Here is a 20621-nt window from a genome sequence, read left to right as displayed (position 1 = left end):
AACCGCTTATTTATAGGGTGATATGATGAAATCCACGACGCTGATTGCCAGCGATTGCCATGGCCCGGCTGGAACGGAGCATGGCTCACGATGATCTCTTGAGCGCGAAAGGATAAGGATTGGCTCTTTCCGACAGACCGGTGCTGTTGACCGGAGCATCAGGTACGATCGGGCGCCTGCTGGCAAGCAGGCTCGCCGCTCTCGGCTGGACGCTGCGCCTGACCGATGTCGTGCCCTTGCCGATCGCGCTTCCGCAAGGCGCGACATTCGATGTCGTCGATCTTGAGAACCAAGGCGCGGTGAATGAACTCGCCAAGGGATGCGGCTTGATCCTGCATTTCGGTGGCGTCTCCACCGAACAATCCTTCGAGACGGTGCTCGGCCCCAATCTGCGCGGTAGCTTTCACATTTACGAAGCCGCGCGCAAAGAGAAAGCGCGGGTCGCATTTCCTTCCTCCGTGCATGCGGTTGGCCTCTACGAGCGGACGGAGATCCTCGACCAGGATTGCCTGCTGCGTCCGGACGGCTATTACGGTCTGTCGAAGGCCTATGGCGAGATGCTGGCGCGGCTCTACTTCGACAAGCACGCGGTGGAAAGCGTGCTGATCCGCATCGGCTCGGTGCTGCCTGAGGTGCCGGACGAACGGATCCTGTCGACCTGGATATCGCACGACGATTTCGTGCGCCTGATCGAGCGTTGTGCCGCGGCAGAGCATGTCGATTGCTCCGTCATCTGGGGTCAGTCCGACAACAGCCGCGGCTTCTGGCGAAACGATGCCCGCAAGAAGCTCGGCTGGGCGCCGCTCGACAGTTCCGACAGTCAGGCCGAGCACGTCCGTGGCAAGGTGACGGACAACCCGGTGGTGGAGCGTTACCAGGGCGGCAAGTTCATCGTTGTCGACTACAGCCGCTCCGACTTTCCGCCGCGCTCCATGTTCCCCGAGGAGTGATCGACTTACGCCGGCAGCTTCCGCCCGGCGATCAGGTCGGCAGCCTTCTCGGCGATCATGATGACGGCGGCATTGGTGTTCGACGACACGATGCTTGGCATTACCGAACTGTCGCAAACGCGCAGACCCTGCAAGCCGTGCACGCGAAGTTCGGGGTCGACGACGCTGTCCATACCGCCGCCCATCCGGCAGGTGCCGACCGGGTGGTAGGCGCTGCGACCGTGCTCGCGCGCGAAGGCTTCCAGTCCTGCGCGCCCCTTCGTTGCTGCACCCGGAAGATGCTCGCGGCTGATGTATTTGGCGAAGGCCGGTTGCGACAGGATCTCGCGGCTGATCTCGATGCCGTCGATGGCGCGGTCGAGGTCGTAGCGCTCGGCGAAGGGGTTCGGATCGATGACCGGCGGCTCGCGCAGATCAGCCGATCGCAGCGTGACGCTGCCGCGCGAACGAGGCCGCACATGATAGGAATTCAGCGTGCAACCATTGCCGCCTGGGACCGAGCCGATGCCTTCCTCGACGCCGGCGCCGGGCAGGAAATGAAACTGGATGTCGGGGGTTTTCTCGGTGCGGTCGCCCCACCAGAAGGCGCCGGCTTCGACAATGTTCGAAGCCACCGGCCCCTTGCCGAACAGCGCATATTCGAGGCCGGCGACGGCCTGCCAGCGCTTCTTCTTGTAGCGATCGATACCGTGCGGCCCGTTGAGTTCGGCGACGACGTCGACATCCATGTGGTCATGCAGGTTCTGGCCGACGCCCTCCAATTCGTGGATCACCTTGATGCCATGCGCGCCAAGATGGGCAGCGGGGCCGATACCGGACAGCATCAGAAGTTTGGGCGAGCCGATGGCGCCGGCGGTGATGATCACCTCGCGCTCGGCACGCAGCAGTTCCGCACGGCCATTGACAATGATCTCAACGCCGATGGCGTGCCCATTTTCGACAACGATGCGGCTGACCATTGCGTCAGTGCGCAGCTTCAGGTTCTTGCGGCTCATCGCGGGCTTGAGGTATGCGACGGCAGTGCTGCTGCGGCGACCGTTGCGCGTCGTCGTCTGGTAAAACCCCGCCCCTTCCTGCTGACCGGCGTTGAAGTCGGCGCGGAACGGAAGACCGGCCTGCTGCGCCGCCCTGACGAAGACCCGTGTCAGCGGGTGCGGCGTGCCACTGGAAACGCCGAGCGGCCCTTCGGTGCCGTGATGCGGGCCGGCGAAAGTGTCGTTGCCTTCGGAGTGCCGGAAATACGGCAGTACATCGGCATAGCTCCAGCCCACGCAACCCTCTTCGACCGCCCACCCGTCGTAGTCTTGCGGGCAGCCGCGGGTGAACACCTGGGCGTTGATCGAGGAGCCGCCACCGAGAACCCGGGCCTGCGGATAGACCATGGTGCGCCCATCGATCATCTTGCCTGGTGCGGTTTGATAGCCCCAGATCAACGGACCGGACGTCATCTTGAAGAAGCCGACCGGGAGGTGGATGTAGCGATCGGTGTCCGGCGGGCCGGCCTCCAGCAGGACGACCGATAGGTCTGGATCCTCGCTCAGCCTTGCGGCAAGAACGCAGCCGGCCGAGCCGCCACCGACTATGACGTAATCCGGCATTTTTCCTCCCGTTGCTGCCCGGCCCTGATGCCCGGCCCTGATGCCCGGCCCTGATGCCCCGACGATCTCAAGTCTCTTGTGTCGCGTCAAGAGAACGGGTATGGTTGCCGTGTTGAAGGGTTGTCGTACAAGTGGAGGAGCTTGACAATTCCTCTTTTCGGAGGCGTCCCCGCGCATGCAGCCGGGCGGGAAACAGATTTCAATCGGGAGGTTTGATAATGAAGGACAGGAAGAGTTTGACACTTTCCGGCACAGTCAGTCGCCGGACACTGATGCTGGGCGCGACGGCCGGAGTGGCCGCACTTGCCATGCCAAGGGTCCTGCGCGCACAGGAAAAGCCGACGCTGGTGACATCAATCCGCTCGCTATCTAACCCATACCATGCGGTGTGGAAAACCGGCGCCGAGGCCTATGCCAAATGGGCCGGGCTCGAGCATGTCACGCTGGTTTCGGAAGGCAACAGCGAGAAGGGCATCGCCGACATCAAGGCCATGCTCGCCAAGACCGGCGGCAACATGGTGCTCAATTCCGACCCCAACGACACGCCGGATGCGCGCCCGATCGTCGAGGCCTGCGCCAAGGCGGGCGCCTATGTCGTGACGCAATGGAACAAGCCGCCGGATCTGCACCCGAAGGACTTCAACCCGAACTATGTCTCCCACATCGAGTTCGACGGTATCTCGAGCGGCAAGACCATCGCCGAGATCCTGTTCAAGACCATCGGCGGCAAGGGCGGCATCGTAGCACTCGGCGGCCTGATTTCGACCACCGCGGCGATCGAGCGCAAGAAGGGCCTCGACGAAGCGCTTGCCGCCAATCCCGACATCAAGCTGCTCGACTTCCAGGTCGCCAACTGGAAATCGACCGAAGCCTTCGACCTGATGGGCAATCTGCTCACCCGCTTCGGCGATGACATCAAGGGCATCTGGGCCGCCAATGACGATATGGGCTCCGGCGCGCTCGAGGCGCTGCGCGCCGAAAACCTTGCCGGCAAGGTGCCGATCGTCGGCGTCGACGGCATCAAGACGGCGGTCGACGCGGTGCGCTCGGGCGAGTTCGCCTGCACCGTTACCTCGGATCCGTTCTGGCAGGGCGGCATGGGACTGGCCATCGGCTACAACGCCAAGATCGGCAAGTTCGATCCGGTCAAGGAGCCGCCTGAGCATCGTGAGTTCTACGGCAAGGCGGTGCTGATTTCGCACGACAATGTCGAGGAGTATTACAAGACCAACGTCGATGCGAAGCCCGAGATCGACTGGAACGATCTGTGGGGTCGGGTGACCGGAGCCATCCGTACCTGACCACCCGAGCGGGCCTGCTAACTCCCTGGCGGCCCGCTCCCCTTTGCAGGCGTCGTGCATTGCATCCGCATCGGCGACTGTCATGACGCAGACGGGAAGCGGTTTCTTGACAATCAATACAGAACCCCTGAAGTCCGTTACAGACATTGAGCGGACGACGCTTATGACATTTCTCCCCGGCCGCATCGCCGGCATGTTCGGTGGCAGGCGCTGGCGCAGCCTGGCGCCGCTGGCGGTGCTGATCGTGCTGTGCGTGCTGATCGCCATTGCCAATCCCAATTTCATCGAATTGCGCAATCTGGTGCGCCTCGCCAACTCCGCCGCCGTGCCGCTGACGCTGGCGATGGGCCTGACCTTCATCATCCTGATGGGCAGCATCGACCTTTCCGTCGAGGGCACGCTGTCGGTGGCAGCGATGGTGGTGGTGCTGCTCGCCGCCAATGACAGCAATGGCAACGACTATGGCTGGTGGGGGGTGCTGGCCGCGGTGATCGCCGGTACCGCGATGGGTTTTGTCAGCGGCCTCGTGCAGACCATGCTGCGCATCCCTTCCTTCATGGCGACGCTCGGCATGTGGTTCATCGGCCTTGGCCTGTCGGTCTATATGCTCGGCGGCTCGGCGATCCGGCTCAACGACGCCACGATCCGCGACCTAGCATTGACCCGCTTCCTTGGCCTGCCGCTGGCGGTGTGGGTCGCCACCGGGGCGTTCCTGCTCGCCGCCATCATTCAGTACCACACCAGGCTCGGGCGCCACATCCTGGCCATCGGCGGCGACGAGGATGTCGCCAAGCTCTCCGGCGTCAATGTGGTGCGTGTGCGCATCACCGCTTTCGCACTGGCCGGTTTCTTCTTCGGCATCGCTGGCGTCCTTGCCGCGGCCCAGCTCGGCCAGTCGCATGCCGTCATCGGTGACGGCAGGTTGTTTGCCGCGGTCACCGCGGTCGTCGTCGGCGGTACGGCGCTGACCGGCGGCGAAGGCGGTGTCGTCAACACGCTGATCGGCGTGCTCATCGTCACCGTGCTCGCCAACGGCATGATCCTGCTCGGCATCTCGCCATACATCCAGCAGACGGTGCAGGGCCTGATGATCATCGCGGCAGTGGCGCTGTCGCTCGATCGCGTCCGCCTCAGGATAGTGAAGTGAACGCCATGCTCAGCGCATCCGGCATCATCAAGAATTTTCCCGGCGTCCACGCTCTGCGCGACGTCAGCATCGAGGTCCGGCCGAACGAAGTGGTCGGGCTGATCGGCGAGAACGGCGCCGGCAAGTCGACGCTGATGCGGGTGCTGGCCGGCAGCTACCGGCCGGACGGCGGCAGCCTGACCCTCGACGGCGAGCAGCTTCGCATGCGCAATCCGCGCGACGCGGCACGGCATGGCATCGGCATGGTGTTCCAGGAACAGTCGCTGGTCCTCAACCTGACCGTGGCCGAAAACATCTATCTCGGTCAGGAAGACCGTTTTACGCGCTTCGGCATCGTCAACTGGCGCGGCTTGAATGCAGCGGCACGCCGCCAGCTCGGCAAGATCGGCATCGACATCGATGTCACCGCACGCACCTCCGAACTCACTTTCGCCGCGCGCCAGATGGTCGAACTGGCCAAGGCGCTGACGCTGGAGGAAATGGTCGAGCGGCCGCTGCTGATCCTGCTTGACGAACCGACTTCGGTGCTCAATGCCGCCGACATCGAGGTGCTGTTCGCGCGCGTCCGTTCGCTCAAATCCCGCGCCAGCTTCGTTTTCGTCTCGCACCGTCTCGACGAGGTGCTGGCGATCTCCGACCGCGTCTACACCATGAAAGACGGCGCGGTGGTCGCCGAACACCGCACGGCCGATGTCACCGCGCCGCAGCTGCACGAGATCATGGTCGGGCGGGGGCTGCAGGCCGAATACTATCGCGAGGCCCGCCAGCAGGCGCCGCGCAAAGAGACGATGGTCGAAACCAGGGGGCTCGGCGTCGCCGGCGCCTACCATGGCGTGGACCTCAGGATCAGGGCCGGCGAGATCGTCGGCATCGCCGGTGTCGTCGGTTCTGGCCGCGAGGAAGTCACCCGCACGGTCGGCGGGTTCCTTCAGCACAGCGCAGGCGAAATGAAGATCGCCGGTGACGCGGTGCATTTCGGCTCACCGGAGCCGGCCGTGCGCAAGGGCATAGGCTATGTGCCGCGCGAGCGGCGGCTCGAAGGTCTCGTCATGTTCCTGTCGATCGCCGAGAACATCTCGCTGGCCGACCTGTCGAGCGTCATGCGCCATGGCGCGATCGACTATGGCAAAGAGCGCCGGCTCGCCGCCGACTGGATCAAGCGGCTGCGCATCAAGGCGCCCGGCCCGGACGCCGCCTGCCGCAAGCTCAGCGGCGGCAACCAGCAGAAGGTGGTGCTGGCGCGCTGGATGACGGCGGGCTCGCGCATCCTCGTGCTCGACCATCCGACAAGGGGGCTTGATGTCGGCGCCAAGGAAGAGGTCTATGAACTGGTTCGTGATCTCTGCGAGCGGGGCGTGGCGATCCTTTTGATCTCCGACACTCTGGAGGAGACGATCGGCCTGTCGCATCAGGTGCTGGTGATGCGCGACGGCGAGATCACCGCGCGCTTTGATGCCAGCCCGGGAAACAAGCCGAACCAGGTCGATCTTTTGCGAGCCATGGTGTGAGCCGATGAATGAAGCTTTTTCGCTGAGGCGCATCTTCGAAGGCAAGTGGACGCAAGGCGCCATTCCGCTGGTCCTGCTTGTCGCGCTGCTTTTGATCATCGAGATCGCCGCGCCCGGCTTTCTCACCGGCGAAACCGTGGCGCTTTTGTTCGCCAACACGGCCGTGCTGTTCATCCTGGCGACCGGCGTCACCTTCGCCATCCTGCTCGGTGGCATCGACCTGTCGATCCAGGCGGTCGCTTCGCTGGCAAGCGTGATCCTGGCGCAGTCGCTGCCGTCGCTCGGGCTGGCCGCGTTTCCGGTGGCGATCCTGTCCGGTCTCGCCTTCGGGATGTTGAGCGGCATCGTCCATGTCAAGCTGCGCGTGCCGTCTTTCGTGGCGACGCTGGCCACGGGCGGCGTTGTTACCGGCATTGCGCTTTGGGTTTCCGACGGCCGCGCCATCACCATCGAGGAAGCGGGGCGCGAAAACACCGCCTGGATCAATGCGACAGTCGCCGGGGTTCCGGTGGTGGTGCTGATCTCCGCGGTGATCGGCATCGCCGGCTTTCTCGCGCTGCGCTACACGCGCTTCGGCCGCCAGGCGATCGCCGTCGGCGCCGGCGAGCCGGCCGCCTGGGCCGCCGGCATCAATGTCGACCGCACCAAGATCATCGCCTTCGCGGCGTCCGGAATGCTGGCCGCCATCGCCGGCGTGGTGCTGGCAGCTAGACTGTCGAGCGGTTCGCCGGTTCTCGCTAATCAGCTGCTGCTGCCGGCGATTGCCGCCGTCATCGTCGGCGGCACGGCCATCACCGGCGGGCTGGGAGGGGTTGCCCGCACGGCGGTCGGCGCGCTGATCATCTCGATCGTGCGCATCGGCATGACTTTCGTCGGCGTCAACATCTTCCTTGAAAACATGGTGTTCGGCGCGGTGCTCATCGCCGCCGTCGCCATCACCATCGACCGCAGCAAGATCGCGGTCATCAAGTGACAGAGCTTTCCGCACCGCCTCCCAAGCAAGCGCGGACCGGACGGGGTCGCATCAAAAGCTCGATGCGGCCCCGCCTGATCAGGTCACTGCATCGTGTCGAGGCCGATCAGCTCGATCTTGTAGCCGTCCGGGTCCTCGACGAAAGCGATATGGGTCGTGCCGTGCTGCATCGGTCCGGGCTTGCGCGGGATCTTGGCGCCCCGGTTCTCCAGTTCGGCGCAGACGGCGTAGATGTCGTTGACCCCAAGTGCGAGATGGCCGAAGCCGGTGCCGATCTCATAGGGCTCCTCGCGCCCCCAGTTCAGCGTCAGTTCGACAACGGCCTCCTTGTCCTCCGGCCCATAGCCGACAAAGGCATTGGTGAACTTGCCGCCAGAATAGTCGTCCCGGCGCAGCAATGTCATGCCGAGAACCTCGGTGTAGAAGGCAATCGACTTGTCCAGGTCGAGAACCCTGATCATGGTGTGCATATAGCGGAAGCGGCCTGCGGCGTCGCTCATGGGGAAAGTCCTCCGAATACAGCGATTTGTGTGTCTGATTATCCGCATCAAACGGTTGGCGGTCATACAACCTCGCTTGATGTTCTTAATCAGGGTTGTATGATAACACGACAAGTACGATGGTTGTCCAGTCGTTTTCCGAGGGATCGCTGAGCCAGATCATGAATGCCGTGCAGCCCACCTCCGCATCGCTGATCGCCACGCTGGCCGGCGTGCTGCCGAATGGCGGGCTGCTGACCGCCGAGGACGATCTGGCGCGCTATAGCCGCGACTGGTCGGGCGACCATTTCGGCCGCCCGCTGGCGGTAGCGCGTCCAGCTTCGGTCGAGGAGATGTCGGCGCTGATGCGGCGCTGCCACGAGGAGCGTATTCCGGTGGTGCCGCAGGGCGGTTTGACCGGCCTCGTCGGCGCGGCGGTGGCCGCAGAAAGCGGTGAAGTGGTGATCTCGCTGGAGCGCCTGAACAAGATCCGCTCCGTCAGCCCGATCGATTTCGCCATGGTGGTCGAGGCCGGCTGCATTCTCGAGGACGCCAAGCGCGCCGCCGACGAGAACGACTGCCTGCTCCCGATCACCTTCGGGGCGCAGGGAAGCTGCCGCATCGGCGGCAACGTCGCCACCAATGCCGGCGGTTTCAACGTGCTGCGCTACGGCATGACCCGCGACCTCGTGCTTGGGCTGGAGGTGGTTCTGGCCGACGGCCGCGTGTGGAACGGGCTGAAGGTGCTGCGCAAGGACAATCGCGGCTATGATTTGAAGCAGGTCTTCATCGGCTCAGAGGGCACGCTCGGCATCGTCACCGCGGCGGCGCTGAAGCTGTTTCCCAAGCCGACGCAAATCGAGACGGCGTTGGTCGGGCTGCGCTCTGTCGAGGACGCCATGGCGCTCTATGCGCGGGCGCGGCGCGACTGCAGCGACCTGCTCACCGCCTTCGAATTGATCCTGCGCCGCGGCATCGAGATCACCATGCGCGAGCGCGCGGATTTTCCCGATCCGCTGACCAAGGCATACCCGGTCTATGTGCTGATCGAGGTTTCCGCCGGCGGGCTGATCGACCTTTCCTCCATGCTTTTGGGTTTTCTCGGCGGCGTCGAGAATCTGGTCGAGGACGGCGTCGTGGCATCGACGAGGGCCCAGGCTGAACGACTTTGGCTCTACCGAGAGATCATGGTCGAGCGCCAGGGACGCGGCGGCCGCTATCTGCGCACCGACGTCTCGGTGCCGATTTCCAGGCTCGCTGATTTCGTCGCTGACGCGCTGGCGGCGCTGGAGCGGACCCGCCCGGACGCGCTCGCCGTCACCTACGGCCATGTCGGCGACGGCAATATCCATCTCAACGTGGTGCCGCCGGAAGGCATGGCACCGGAAGCGATCGAGCACCTGTTCGAAGAGACGGAAGCGCAGATCTTTGCCATTGTCGACCGCTATGGCGGGTCGATCAGCGCCGAGCACGGCATCGGCCGGGTCAAGCAGAAGGCGTTCCTCGAACGCATCGATCCCGTGGCGCTCGACCTTGCGGCAGGCATCAAGGACGCGTTCGACCAACGCCGCATCTTGAGCAACGGGCGCATCCTGGCGTCCAAATCCTCCCTCGACTATAGGTGAGCGATGGCGCTGAAGCTCGACAAGGTCAATCGTGGTCCGCATCTCTCGACTCTGGTCGCGAGCTCGATCTCGCGCGAGATCGCGCAGGGACGCCTGAAGCCCGGCGACCAGCTGCCGACCGAGCAGGCCCTCGCGACCACATTCGGGGTCAGCCGCAACGTGGTGCGCGAGGCGATCGCACGGCTGCGCTCGGAAGGCCGCATCTGGTCGCAGCAGGGACGCGGCGCCTTCGTGGTGGAGAGCAACAACCCGACGGTGCTGACCATCGACTACGAGGCGCTGCAGCGGGCCGATTCCTTCCGCAGCCTGTTCGAACTGCGCGGCATCCTCGAAGTGCAGGCCGCGGCACTCGCCGCCAGGCGGCGTACCGATGCGGATCTCGCGGCGATGGGCGAAGCACTGGCCGGAATGCGTGCGGCACCTTACGGCAGCGTTGCCTGGCTGCGCAGTGACCTCGAGTTCCACCGCACTGTCGCCGAGGCGACGCGCAACAGCTACATGGGCCAGTTCCTGGTTTTCGTCTCCGAACGCGTGCGCGAAAGCATCCTGGCCGCCGGCAACCAGCAGAAGTCCGACGACATGGCCCGCATTACGCTCGGCGAGCACGAGCGCATCTTCGCCGCCATCCGCGCCGGCGATGTGGAGGCGGCGCAAACGGCCATGCGCGACCACCTGGCGGGTGCTGCCCTGCGCGTCGGGCTGCACGACGGTGACCCCGTTGCAGAGGCAGCCCCAGCGCTGCGGCACACAAGACTGAGGAAGGCTATCCGCAAGCAAGCCGCTGGATAACAGTGGCGCCCGGCCCTATCGGCCCGGCCCCCGTCACGTCGTTGGCCGCTCAACAAGCGAGACGCCGTTGAGGCCCGCAACAATATCGGACAGCGCCGGCACGAATTTCTCGCCATGGCCGGTGGCGACAGCGATGGCGAAGCCGTTGCGCACCGCCGCGCCGATCGGGTTGGCGACGCCGGCGGCTTGCGCGAATGAAGCGAGATAGGTCATGTCCTTCAGCGCATTGACGATGGCAAACCGCTGAGCATTCTCGTTGCGGTTCAGGACGAAGTCGAAGAAGGCCTGGTAGAAGCCGCAATCCATGCGGCTGCCCGAGATGACGCTGTTGAAGACCTGCGGCTTCAGCCCGGCTTTCGCGCCGAGCGTCAGCGCTTCCGAATAGATCGCTGAATAGCCCATCGAGACAAAATTGTTAAGCAGTTTCATGGTGTGGCCGCTGCCGGTCGGCCCGGTATGCACGATGCGCGCGGCGAAGGCTTCGAGCACCGGCCGCGCCCGGGCGACGGCCTCGGCCGGACCGCCAACCATGACGTCAAGCTTACCTTCGGTGGCTTCCTTGGGGGTACGCGCCAGCGGCGCATCGATCAGCGTCAGGCCCTGAGTGGCGAGTTCGGCCGCCAGTGCCGTCGTCGATGACGGGTTGGAGGTCGAGCAATCGATGATCAGCAGCTGTTTGCCAGCGGCAGCTTGTTCGTCCGCAGCGGCGGCCAACCCATCGGGCCCCTTGATCAGCATTTCGACCTCACGCGAGCCGGTAACGCAAAGGATGATGATGTCGGAGGCGGCGGCGAGCTTGCATGGGCTCGCCGCCTCGATGGCACCGGCGGCCAGCAGCCGGTCGGCGGCATCGCGGCTGCGATGCACCCAGACCGTCAGCGGCCAGCCCTTTTCGAGCAGATTGGCGGCCATGCCGGCGCCCATGCTGCCCAACCCGATGAAACCTACGCGTTCCTTCATGCAGTCCTCCAACCAAGGTCCTGCGCCTGCAGGTCCGCATTTCGTCACCTTGCAGTGAGCATCCGTCGATGCAATCCTTTGCCAGCGAATCGGATCGGGGGCTGCCTGCCGCAATGGCGGAAAATGAGACCATGCTTTTCGACGCCATACCGCAAGCGCCCAATCTGCGGACCGGGCTCGTCAACACGCTGATCGCGCAGATCGAATCCGGCGACCTGGCGCCGGGCCAAAGGCTGCCGACCGAGCAGGAGATCGTCGCTGCCACCGGCGTCAGCCGCACCGTGGTGCGCGAGGCGCTGGCGGCACTGCGCGCCCGCGGGCTGATCACCACGCGCCAGGGCCTCGGCGCTTTCGTCGCCAAGGATCCGCTGCCCAGGACCTTTTCGATCCTGCCGGACGATCTCGAATCGATCGACGAGGTGCTGCGCGTGCTGGAACTGCGCATGGGCATCGAGGTGGAAGCGACCGGCCTCGCCGCCGAACGGCGCAGCGACACGGCGCTCGAGCAGATGAGCGCGCGGCTGGATGCGCTGGAGGCGGCGGTGCGTGCCGGCGGATCGGGTTCGGAAGAGGATTTCGGCTTCCATCGTGCCATCCTCGCGGCGACGCGCAACGCCAATTTCACCCGGCTGTTCGACACATTCGGCAGCGCCATGATCCCGCGCCAATGGACCAGGCTCGATCGCATGACGGTTCCCGAACGGGAAAAATACCTGGCCCGCATGCAGCGCGAGCATCGGGCCATTCTCGCGGCAATAGAGGCCAGGGATGTCAACGCGGCGCGGCGCGCCATGCGCAGCCACCTGACCAAAAGCTATGCCCGCTTCGAGGAGTTGCGCGACAGGGCAAGCCACGACTGAGAGCTTGCTCATGCTGTGGCTCCCGCCACACCGCCGAGGTAGAGTTCCCGCATCAGCGACATGTCGCGTAATTCGGCGATTGCGCCTGAGACGACGATGCGGCCGTTCTGCATGAGATAGCCGCGCGAGGCGACCGACAGCGCGAGACCGGCATTCTGCTCGACCAGCAGCACCGAGGCACCGAAGCGCTCGCCGATGCCGAGAATGATGGCCTTGATCTCCTTGACCAGCAGTGGCGACAGGCCGAGCGACGGTTCGTCGAGCAAAAGCACGCGCGGTCGCGCCATCAGGCCGCGCGCGATCGCCAGCATCTGCTGCTGGCCGCCGCTCAGCGAGCCGCCCTTGTCGCACCGCTTGGTGGCGAGGATCGGGAAGAATGCCAGCATGGTCGCGAAATCGGCCTCGACGGCGTCATCGTCGCGGCGCGAGTAGGCGCCGAGACGAAGATTTTCCTCGACCGTCATGTCGACGAAGATTTTTCTCCCCTCCGGCACCAGCACGACGCCACGCCTGGCCATGATATCGGCGGAAAGCCCGGTCACGTCCGCGCCATCGAAAATGACGCTTCCGGCACGCGGCCGGACCAGCCCGGCGATCGCCTTGAGTAGCGTCGACTTGCCGGCGCCGTTGGGGCCGAGGATGGTGACGATCTCGCCTTTGGCCAGGGTCAGCGAGACGTTTCGGTTGACGATCGTCGGGCCATAGCCGGTGACGATCTCTGAAACGGCGAGCAGGCTCACAGGTCGCCTCCCAGATAAACTTCCAGGACCTTGGGATCGGCGAGCACCGCACCAGTCGGCCCGTCGGCGATCTTGGAGCCAAAGTCGAGCACGGCGAGGCGCCGGCACAGCATCTGCATCAGCTTCATGTCGTGGTCGATGACGCACACGGTGATGCCATGGCTGGGAAGCTGGCGGACCAGCCCGACAAGGGCGGCTGTTTCCCGACCGTTGAGACCGGCGGCGGGCTCGTCGAGCAGCAGCAGCGCCGGCTGGGTCGCCAGTGCTAGCGCAAGGCCGAGCAGGCGCAGGCTGCCGAACGGCAGCACGCCGGCCTTCTCGCCCGCGAGCGCCGTCAGGCCGACGAAATCGAGCAGCGCCTGCGGCGTCGGCCAAGGGGTGTTGGCGTTTGCTCCGGCTCGCACATGCTCGCCGGCGATCTGCACATTCTCCAGCACGCCGAGGCCGGCAAAGACCATTGCCTGCTGGAACGTGTAGCTGATGCCTGTCCGCGATATGGCATGCGGCGCCAGACCGGTGATGTCTCGCCCCCGAAACGACACGCTGCCGCCGCCGGGCTTGTGGACGCCGGTAACGACGTTGAAAAGGGTCGTCTTCCCCGAACCGTTCGGGCCGACAACACCGAGGATTTCGCCTTCCTCGATGGCGAGATCGACGCCTGACAATGCGGTGACGCCACCGAACCGTTTGCTCAACCCGCGGATTTCGAGGATCGGGCTCATCGCCGCGCCTCCGAAGGCGTGGTGCTGGCCGTGTCGAGCTCTTCCCGTTCCTGCTTCGGCCGCTCGCTTGCCAACAGCCTGCGAAAGGCCTGCCCGACGCCAGCGATCAACCCCTCCGGAAGAAGCAGGATGACGGCGATCAGGCAGACGCCGTAGACGATGCGCGACTGCACCGGATCGAGATTGAGCACCTCGGGCAGGAAGGCGACAAGAATGCCGCCTGCGAGCGGACCTGCGATCAGCCGGGCACCGCCGATCATCACCATCAGCGCCAGGTAGATGCTGGGGAATGAGGCGAACTGGGTCGGCGAGATGTGGCCGAGGAAATGGGCGAGCAGCACGCCGGAGATCCCGGCGAAGATGCCGCTGACGACAAAGGCGCCGATCTTGTGCCGGCCGACATTGATGCCGAGCGAGGCGGCAAGTTTCTCGTTCTCCCTGATGGCGCGCAGCGTGCGGCCATAGGGCGAATTGATGATCGCCCAGCTTGCCACCGCCGCCGCTGCCACGAAAGCCACCACCATCAGGTAGTAGCGCGTCAGGTCGCTCATATCGGCGCCGAACAGGGTGACCGGACCAACCAGGTCGAGGCCGGTCGCGGCGCCTGTATAGTCGCCGCCATTGGTGAGCACGATGGCCAGCAGCTGACCGAAGGCGAAAGTCATGATGACGAAATGATGGCCGCCGACCCGTAGCGACGGAATGCCGACGATCATCGCGAACAGGGCGCTCGCCAGCGCTGCCGCCGGCAGGGCCAGCCAGAAGCCGATGCCAAAGTCACGCGCCAGGATCCCCGCCGTATAGGCACCGACGCCGACAAGTGCCGCATGGCCCATCGACAGGATGCCGGTTTGGCCGAACAGCGCCGAAAGCCCGTAGAGCGCAATGACGTTGATGCCGGCCGAGATCGCCAGTGACAGGAAGCGATTGCTGGGCGAAAGCAGCGGCACCAGGGCGATCAGCACAAGGACCGTCAGCACCGGCAGCAGGGACCGCAAGGCGGAAATTGCGGAGCCGTTTGGCTGTCTGCTTGCAATCATGAGGCCATCCTGGGTCCGCTGGTGCCGCCGAAAAGGCCGTGCGGACGGAAGAGAAGCACAAGGATCATGAGGACGAAGGAGTAGGCATCGGTCCATTGCGAGAAGCCGTAGCCGGCGCTGAAGCCTTCGACGATGCCGAGGATAAGACCGGCGGCGACGGCGCCGTAGATGTTGCCGAGCCCGCCGATCAGCGCGACGGCAAAACCCTTCATGACCATGGTGCCGCCGGTGAAAGGCGTGATCGGAAACAGCGCGATGAGCAGCGCACCGCCAAGCCCGGCCAGCGCGCTGCCGAGCACGAAAACGCCGGTGATGTAACGGCGCACCGGAATGCCCATCAAAGCCGCGGTATCACGGTCCTCGACGCTTGCCCGCAGCGCCCGGCCGTAGCGGCTTGCCGTGATCATCCTGAAGCTCAGCGCCACGACGGCGATGGTGATCAGGATGACCATGACGCGAACGGAAGCGATCCGCACGCCGCCGACTTCCCAGACAGTGGTCAGCGGGCGCGGGATGCTCTTCTGGTTGGGGTTCCAGAATAGCACGACGACATGCTGCAGAACGACGATGAGGCCGAGCGAGACGATGAAGCCATTGGTCGGCCGCTCCAGCGTGAAGCGGAAAATGCCGCGCTCGAGCACAAAGCCCATGAGCCCGACCGCCAGTATCGCCAGCACGGCCGCCAGTGGGAAGCCGAGGCCGGCGCTGACGGCCAGCCAGGTGACGATGCCGCCGATCATCAGGAATTCGCCATGGGCGAAGTTGATGATGCCGGTCAGCCCGAAGATCAGCGTCACGCCAACGGCGATCAGCGTGATGACGCTGGCGATCGAAAGCCCGTTGAGGATCTGCTGTATGAAAATGTCCACGGCATGCATCCGCTGTTGACGTGGCGGCCGGCGATCCGGCCTTGTGCTGGACGGGGTGTTGGCGACGCGACCGGCGCCGCCAACACAAACGTGGGTCCAGGAGCTCAGCTCTTCGGCGCGTCCGCCGGCGGCTGCTGCATGGAGCAGGAAATGTCGCCGCCGGGGGCCGCGGCGCAGACCTCGGTGGCGTGGGTGACCTGATGCGTCGGGTTGAACGTCAAATCATCCGAGACCACGCCTTGGTGGTGGATCGACAGCAATGCTTCGACCGTCTTGTCCGGGTCGAAGCTGCCGGCCTTCTCCCACGCCTCGGCCAGGAAGTGGACATAGTCGTGGTAGAGCAGCGACACCGACGAGGTCACGCCGTGCGGAGCGCCGGCCGCGAAATAGGCGTCGAAATAGGCCTTGGCTTTCGGGTTGGACGACTCGCCCCAGCAGATGGGCACGCAGCTCATTGCCACCGGCACATCGGCCGAAAGCGCCTTCTCCTTCCAGATGCCGGGGTCGACACCGAACAGGAAGTAGCTCTTGGCAGCACCCAGTTCGAGCGCCTGCGGCAACGCGGTCAGCGTTGAATCCCCATTGTACCAAAAGTGGATGATATCCGGATTAAGGCTCTTGGCGCGGGTCAGGAAAGGCGAGAAATCGGTCGTGTCCGGTGGGTAGAATATGATGTCGGGAACGTCCTGCCCTTCCGCCTTGAGCGCCTTGAAATAGTAGGACGACAGGAACTGGCCGGTCGCGTCATTGCCGACGATCATGACCGACTTCTTCGGCTTGTAGCCGAGCAGCGGCTCGAGCAGCGTGAGCACGCCGCGCGCCGTCGATCCGGACCGCTGGAATTCCTGCGGCTCGGACTGGAAGAGATAGTGATCCTCACCGCTCGACTTGACCGAGTCCGGGTTGAGGATTTTCGCCAGCGTCGAATTGCCAGCGAAATGGATCACCTTCGCCGGCTGCGTGATCTTGGCCATCGCTAGCGTGAAATCATGGGTCTCCGATCCGAAGATCGCCTTGACCTTCACATCACGCACCAGTTCTTGGGTCGCCGCAATGGCGGTCGCAATGTCGGTGCGATCGTCGCGTTTGACCATTTCCAGCTTGTAGACCTTGCCGCCGACCTTGATGCCGCCGGCGTCGTTGATCTGCTTCACGGCAAGCCCGACGCCCGCCGGCAAGGTGTGACCGGCGGAGACGAACGAGCCTGATTCCGCCGCGACGACGCCGATCTTGACGATGTTGTCCGCGTCATCGGCGAACGTGGGATGCGCAAGCGCGCCAAGGCAGAATGCTGCCGACACGCCTGTTTTCAGAACGGTTTTCAACTTGAGATCCTCCCGACTCCAAATCATTGCAGTCTTACCGGGTTGTCATACAACCCTGTTATCTGGTAAATCCAACGGCCGCGGATGTCAATCGCGTCATGATTTTGATTAAGTGCCGCGGGCAGGATGCGAATCGGCACACGGGCCGGAGCGAGGAACAGGACATGCAGTCACGGAAATTCGGCCGCACCGGCCGCGACGTCAGCGAGATCGGCTTTGGCTCATGGGCGATCGGCGCTGCCTGGGGCGAGGTCAATGACGACGATGCCGTGGCCGCCCTGTATGCTGCACTCGATGCCGGCGTCACCTTCATCGATACCGCCGACGTCTATGGTGACGGCCATTCCGAAAAACTTATTGCAAGGGTGATGAAGGAGCGCGGCGGCGAGCGGCCGTTCATCGCCACCAAGGCCGGAAAACGTCTGCCGGCGCAGACTGTCGAGGGTTTCAGCCAGAAGAACCTGACCGACTGGATCGATCGCAGCCTGAAATATCTCGAGGCCGATACGCTCGATCTGGTGCAGCTGCATTGCCCGCCGACCGACCTCTACTACCACCCGGAAGTGTTCGAGCGGCTCGACCGTCTCGTCGAGCAAGGCAAGATCCGCAACTACGGCGTCAGCGTCGAGCGCGTCGAAGAGGCGCTGAAGGCGATGGAATATCCCGGCGTCGTCAGCGTGCAGATCATCTTCAACGCCTTCCGGCAGCGGCCCTCGGAATTGTTCTTCGACCTGGCCAAGAAGAACGATGTGGCGATCATCGCCCGCGTGCCGCTGGCGAGCGGGCTGCTGTCAGGCAAATTCAAGGCCGACACCACATTCGAGGACAATGACCACCGCAAATTCAACCGCAAAGGCGAGGCCTTCGACGTTGGCGAGACCTTCTCCGGCGTGCCCTATGAAGTCGGGCTGGCGGCGGTCGAGCGCATCCGGCCGCTTGTTTCGGGCGACACGACGATGGCAAAATTTGCCCTGCGCTGGATCCTGATGTTCGACGCGGTCACGGTGGTCATCCCAGGCGCGCGCAATCCGGCGCAGGCCCGCTCCAATGCCGAAGCCGCAAATCTTGCGCCCTTGTCCGCCGACATCATGGGCAAGATCCGGGATATCTACGACCAGGACATCAAGCCCTACGTGCATCAGCGCTGGTGATTAAACGCCATGACGCTATCGATTGAGCAAGAGTACCGGCAACGGCGACGCAGATTTCTCCGCTGCTCTGCGAGGCTGACGGAATTCTGTTGCTGACAGCGCCACCGGACGGCGGCGCATTCGATCCAGCCGCATTGGCCAGGTTGGAGCACTTGCCCAGGGGCGTTTGTCGACGGCCGCATCGTGCAAGATCATCGGGTTGGTTGATGATCCAAATTCCCTAATCCCGTCCATGTACACACGCGAGTCGCTAAAAAATCCATTCGACGGCTGTACCTCTGTTTCATAAAAATGACACGCAGAGCCCTGTGCGATAATTTGCGAATGCCCAAAAAAATCTACCGGTAACCCCGATATCTGAGTGACCGAGAGGTACAACTTACTGATCTTCGGGATCGGCATTTTTACCCTCTATTCGCTGATGGCGGTCGTAGTAATGTCTATCAATCGTCCATTTTCGATATGTACTTCGATGTAGTGATACGCTGGCGGCATAAGCCAGTAGTAAACCCGCTAGGAACCCAAAGACCTTCATCTCCGCGGCGCGGTATGAAAGTTGCATGAATATTCGTTGTCGCGCCGAGGCCTGGACTAACGCGTACATCAAAACTCTGACACGATAGCCACTTTGTGAACCCTTCCGCGCCAAGGGCCAGGAATTTACGTCTGGCAAATTCTGTCGCCTCGTCATTGGAGGCGAATTTCCCCCAGATTTCTTTGGCATCTATCAATTGGTTAGTCGGGCAGCTTTCTGCCCGTTGCCGAGAGGCCTGCTCTGCCGTGGCCGCAGTGCAAAGCAACAGCGACACTGCGAAGAATAAATACCTGATCCATCTTCTGTAATGGTAGTTCGGTTGCCATAGAGCAATCTGATGTACCGTCATTGCGCTATCAAGCATCTACCGTGACGTTTGGTATGGCTACGATGCTTTGCGGCGGCGACATTGGTGGATTCCGTGACACGAACGATACCGCGAGGCAAAGGCGCGCGAACATCGGCCCAATACCAACCCTTGGCCCGACAGGCGCAAACCTGCAGGCACGCACAGCCAAAGGTGGCGCCCGACACCATCAAATTCTCGCCGCTTTGTGGGCTGTGGCGATAATCACCGATGCCCCCGCAACAGATACAGAAGCCAGAGCCCCGTGGCAGGACAGCATGAAATAGTGATTGATGAAAAATGCTCGATTACAGAAACCACCGATGCCGACATTCGCTCGATTTCACAATTTGGTGACTTGCCAGCGAGTGGATCGGTTGCTCCATCGGGGCCCATCATAAATCAATGAATTCAATGGGATCCACGGAGGTTAGCCAGTTTTGGTTTGGCTAACCGAGCCATTAAACACCTCCAAGTTATTGAAAAATAACGATAATGGTAGGCCCGGAGCGACGTCGACTTTTCGACAAAAACAATCAGTTAGCGGGTGGTTCGTGCAAGAATCGCTGAGCGACCTTTTGACACCAGAATTCCTGTATTAGGTGGCGACGTGTGTCTCCGATGAGAAGGAGATTTGTAGCGCAAAGGCCCAAAATGTTTTCTTTCGAAGGCCGGGAGCTTAGCCGAGAAAAATGAATTCGCCCGTCAGGCCTTCGAATAAGCCTTTGATGTTCCTTTTGATATTTTTGAGTATGGTGGGCCGGAGGATATACAATGTCACGTCTGCCAATCGCTACCTTCAGATCGGCACGCCATCGAGGTCTCCCCTGCTCTACCGGTTGACTGGTAGCCCTAACGGGGCATTCGGGCGGCATAAGCCTCTGTGAAAGCTGAGGCACAGCTTACTCGCCTATTAGCTCCTGGAACTGCGCGAAGCTCGTATCGTCGATATCCACTTCGTGCTTGCGCTCAGGATACCGAAGTTGAGCCACGTCATCCGCGAACGCCCTGAACGCATCCACGCGCAGTCGCTGGACCGCTTCGAGTGCGGCCGGAATGTCCGCGTATTTTTTTGAGTGACGAGGATAGTGGCCTTTGTTGGTGCCTAGGACATCCGACGAAAAGAGGTATTGGGTATCGCAGACGTCGCCACAGCCCATGCCCTCGGTGATCATATGGGTGTTGCGCGTCAGGAAATCGGCAAGCTTGACCGGCACGACCTCGACCTCCACAGCCCAGGCCCCGGCGCTCTCAAGCGCCTTCATCTTGTGGTAAACGGCTGCCGCCTCCTCCGGCGTCTTGCCGATCGCCCGATAATTTGTCCATGTCGACCAACGGGGCACCAACCCGATGTGGCCCGTCACAGGGATTCCTTCCTTGGCCATGGCTTCGACGATTGGCAGGCTGCCAGCGAAATAGACCGCGTCCGCCCCCATCTCCAAGGCCTTAAAACCCTCTCGGATTCCGTCGGAAGGACCGCAGATCGACCCCTGAACCGAACCCGCCTGGATGAATACCCCCGGTGCTGCAGCCCTGATCCGGGACAGCATGTCGCCGACCTCACAGGTGAAGATGTCGATGCCAGCCTCTTCCGCGGCCGCTGCCTCGAGTTCGTCGTCGATATGCATTTCGAGGAACTTGCGCGTGCCCTTTTGCTGCAGCAGATCGTAGACCGATGGACGCTTCACCACTCTTCTCCCGAA

At 63.1% G+C, this 20621-nt stretch carries 18 protein-coding genes; 9 read left to right on the top strand and 9 right to left on the bottom strand.

Features of this window, described 5'->3' with window-relative positions:
- The first annotated feature begins 119 nt into the window (after window positions 1–119).
- Window positions 120–950 (top strand): NAD-dependent epimerase/dehydratase family protein, encoded by an 831-nt coding sequence (locus NKJ94_RS20115; protein WP_352527260.1) that lies wholly within the window; start codon window positions 120–122, stop codon window positions 948–950.
- Window positions 951–955: 5 nt separating this feature from the next.
- Here the strand turns inward: NKJ94_RS20115 and NKJ94_RS20110 are convergent, their stop codons facing one another.
- Window positions 956–2548 carry a GMC family oxidoreductase gene (locus NKJ94_RS20110; protein ID WP_352527259.1) on the bottom strand — a complete coding sequence of 531 codons (1593 nt, stop codon included), beginning with the start codon at window positions 2546–2548 and terminating at the stop codon, window positions 956–958.
- Between the two features lie 218 nt (window positions 2549–2766).
- On the opposite strand from NKJ94_RS20110, the gene NKJ94_RS20105 reads away from it, so the two are divergent.
- The 4 genes from NKJ94_RS20105 to NKJ94_RS20090 all read left to right on the top strand — a co-directional run bounded on the left by NKJ94_RS20105 (window position 2767) and on the right by NKJ94_RS20090 (window position 7477).
- On the top strand, window positions 2767–3849 hold the full coding sequence (locus NKJ94_RS20105) for a sugar ABC transporter substrate-binding protein (RefSeq protein ID WP_352527258.1): 1083 nt from the start codon (window positions 2767–2769) through the stop codon (window positions 3847–3849).
- A 163-nt stretch (window positions 3850–4012) separates the two neighbouring features.
- The gene (locus NKJ94_RS20100; protein ID WP_352527257.1) at window positions 4013–4996 is read left to right on the top strand and encodes an ABC transporter permease; all 984 of its coding nucleotides are present in this window, start codon (window positions 4013–4015) and stop codon (window positions 4994–4996) included.
- A gap of 5 nt (window positions 4997–5001) precedes the next feature.
- Window positions 5002–6504, top strand: coding sequence for a sugar ABC transporter ATP-binding protein (locus NKJ94_RS20095; protein ID WP_352527306.1), 1503 nt, complete (start codon window positions 5002–5004; stop codon window positions 6502–6504).
- Window positions 6505–6508: 4 nt separating this feature from the next.
- Window positions 6509–7477 (top strand): ABC transporter permease, encoded by a 969-nt coding sequence (locus NKJ94_RS20090; RefSeq protein ID WP_352527256.1) that lies wholly within the window; start codon window positions 6509–6511, stop codon window positions 7475–7477.
- Window positions 7478–7560: 83 nt separating this feature from the next.
- Here the strand turns inward: NKJ94_RS20090 and gloA are convergent, their stop codons facing one another.
- Window positions 7561–7977, bottom strand: coding sequence for a lactoylglutathione lyase (gene gloA / locus NKJ94_RS20085; RefSeq protein ID WP_352527255.1), 417 nt, complete (start codon window positions 7975–7977; stop codon window positions 7561–7563).
- 119 nt (window positions 7978–8096) lie between these two features.
- On the opposite strand from gloA, the gene NKJ94_RS20080 reads away from it, so the two are divergent.
- Entirely contained in the window at window positions 8097–9581 is a 1485-nt protein-coding gene (locus tag NKJ94_RS20080) for an FAD-binding oxidoreductase (protein WP_352527254.1), read from the top strand.
- A 3-nt stretch (window positions 9582–9584) separates the two neighbouring features.
- Complete coding sequence (locus NKJ94_RS20075) at window positions 9585–10370, top strand: FadR/GntR family transcriptional regulator (RefSeq protein WP_352527253.1); 786 nt, start codon at window positions 9585–9587, stop codon at window positions 10368–10370.
- A gap of 33 nt (window positions 10371–10403) precedes the next feature.
- Here the strand turns inward: NKJ94_RS20075 and NKJ94_RS20070 are convergent, their stop codons facing one another.
- The gene (locus tag NKJ94_RS20070) at window positions 10404–11330 is read right to left on the bottom strand and encodes an NAD(P)-dependent oxidoreductase (protein WP_352527252.1); all 927 of its coding nucleotides are present in this window, start codon (window positions 11328–11330) and stop codon (window positions 10404–10406) included.
- A gap of 113 nt (window positions 11331–11443) precedes the next feature.
- Here NKJ94_RS20070 and NKJ94_RS20065 point away from each other — a divergent pair, with 113 nt between their 5' ends.
- Entirely contained in the window at window positions 11444–12190 is a 747-nt protein-coding gene (locus tag NKJ94_RS20065) for a FadR/GntR family transcriptional regulator (RefSeq protein ID WP_352527251.1), read from the top strand.
- 8 nt (window positions 12191–12198) lie between these two features.
- Here NKJ94_RS20065 and NKJ94_RS20060 read toward each other — a convergent pair whose 3' ends face one another.
- The 5 genes from NKJ94_RS20060 to NKJ94_RS20040 all read right to left on the bottom strand — a co-directional run bounded on the left by NKJ94_RS20060 (window position 12199) and on the right by NKJ94_RS20040 (window position 16886).
- Entirely contained in the window at window positions 12199–12930 is a 732-nt protein-coding gene (locus tag NKJ94_RS20060; protein ID WP_352527250.1) for an ABC transporter ATP-binding protein, read from the bottom strand.
- A complete protein-coding gene (locus NKJ94_RS20055; RefSeq protein WP_352527249.1) occupies window positions 12927–13652 on the bottom strand; it encodes an ABC transporter ATP-binding protein in 726 nt (241 codons plus the stop codon). Before NKJ94_RS20055 ends, NKJ94_RS20060 begins: the two co-directional genes overlap by 4 nt.
- The gene (locus NKJ94_RS20050) at window positions 13649–14692 is read right to left on the bottom strand and encodes a branched-chain amino acid ABC transporter permease (protein ID WP_352527248.1); all 1044 of its coding nucleotides are present in this window, start codon (window positions 14690–14692) and stop codon (window positions 13649–13651) included. The genes NKJ94_RS20055 and NKJ94_RS20050 overlap by 4 nt, the downstream gene beginning before the upstream one ends.
- Window positions 14689–15570, bottom strand: coding sequence for a branched-chain amino acid ABC transporter permease (locus tag NKJ94_RS20045; protein WP_352527247.1), 882 nt, complete (start codon window positions 15568–15570; stop codon window positions 14689–14691). Before NKJ94_RS20045 ends, NKJ94_RS20050 begins: the two co-directional genes overlap by 4 nt.
- A 95-nt stretch (window positions 15571–15665) precedes the next feature.
- Window positions 15666–16886, bottom strand: coding sequence for an ABC transporter substrate-binding protein (locus NKJ94_RS20040; RefSeq protein ID WP_352527246.1), 1221 nt, complete (start codon window positions 16884–16886; stop codon window positions 15666–15668).
- 164 nt (window positions 16887–17050) lie between these two features.
- Between NKJ94_RS20040 and NKJ94_RS20035 the strand changes: the two genes are divergently transcribed.
- Window positions 17051–18037 carry an aldo/keto reductase gene (locus tag NKJ94_RS20035; protein ID WP_352527245.1) on the top strand — a complete coding sequence of 329 codons (987 nt, stop codon included), beginning with the start codon at window positions 17051–17053 and terminating at the stop codon, window positions 18035–18037.
- Between the two features lie 1783 nt (window positions 18038–19820).
- Here the strand turns inward: NKJ94_RS20035 and NKJ94_RS20030 are convergent.
- Window positions 19821–20606 (bottom strand): 3-methyl-2-oxobutanoate hydroxymethyltransferase, encoded by a 786-nt coding sequence (locus NKJ94_RS20030; RefSeq protein ID WP_352527244.1) that lies wholly within the window; start codon window positions 20604–20606, stop codon window positions 19821–19823.
- Window positions 20607–20621: the final 15 nt, after the last annotated feature.

This window comes from Mesorhizobium sp. M0060 (assembly GCF_040323155.1).
GTDB lineage: Bacteria > Pseudomonadota > Alphaproteobacteria > Rhizobiales > Rhizobiaceae > Mesorhizobium.
The sequence above is the reverse complement of the archived record's forward strand: the minus strand, read 5'-3'. Positions and strand labels throughout refer to the sequence as shown.

What these genes read in the sequence shown, in the direction of transcription:
- NKJ94_RS20035 (WP_352527245.1), top strand. Translation starts at nt 17,051, where the DNA reads ATGCAGTCACGGAAATTCGGCCGCACCGGCCGCGACGTCAGCGAGATC.
- NKJ94_RS20070 (WP_352527252.1), bottom strand. Translation starts at nt 11,330, where the DNA reads ATGAAGGAACGCGTAGGTTTCATCGGGTTGGGCAGCATGGGCGCCGGC.
- NKJ94_RS20065 (WP_352527251.1), top strand. Translation starts at nt 11,444, where the DNA reads ATGGCGGAAAATGAGACCATGCTTTTCGACGCCATACCGCAAGCGCCC.
- NKJ94_RS20055 (WP_352527249.1), bottom strand. Translation starts at nt 13,652, where the DNA reads ATGAGCCCGATCCTCGAAATCCGCGGGTTGAGCAAACGGTTCGGTGGC.
- NKJ94_RS20075 (WP_352527253.1), top strand. Translation starts at nt 9,585, where the DNA reads ATGGCGCTGAAGCTCGACAAGGTCAATCGTGGTCCGCATCTCTCGACT.
- NKJ94_RS20105 (WP_352527258.1), top strand. Translation starts at nt 2,767, where the DNA reads ATGAAGGACAGGAAGAGTTTGACACTTTCCGGCACAGTCAGTCGCCGG.
- gloA (WP_352527255.1), bottom strand. Translation starts at nt 7,977, where the DNA reads ATGAGCGACGCCGCAGGCCGCTTCCGCTATATGCACACCATGATCAGG.
- NKJ94_RS20045 (WP_352527247.1), bottom strand. Translation starts at nt 15,570, where the DNA reads ATGCATGCCGTGGACATTTTCATACAGCAGATCCTCAACGGGCTTTCG.
- NKJ94_RS20050 (WP_352527248.1), bottom strand. Translation starts at nt 14,692, where the DNA reads ATGATTGCAAGCAGACAGCCAAACGGCTCCGCAATTTCCGCCTTGCGG.
- NKJ94_RS20110 (WP_352527259.1), bottom strand. Translation starts at nt 2,548, where the DNA reads ATGCCGGATTACGTCATAGTCGGTGGCGGCTCGGCCGGCTGCGTTCTT.
- NKJ94_RS20090 (WP_352527256.1), top strand. Translation starts at nt 6,509, where the DNA reads ATGAATGAAGCTTTTTCGCTGAGGCGCATCTTCGAAGGCAAGTGGACG.
- NKJ94_RS20100 (WP_352527257.1), top strand. Translation starts at nt 4,013, where the DNA reads ATGACATTTCTCCCCGGCCGCATCGCCGGCATGTTCGGTGGCAGGCGC.
- NKJ94_RS20080 (WP_352527254.1), top strand. Translation starts at nt 8,097, where the DNA reads ATGGTTGTCCAGTCGTTTTCCGAGGGATCGCTGAGCCAGATCATGAAT.
- NKJ94_RS20095 (WP_352527306.1), top strand. Translation starts at nt 5,002, where the DNA reads ATGCTCAGCGCATCCGGCATCATCAAGAATTTTCCCGGCGTCCACGCT.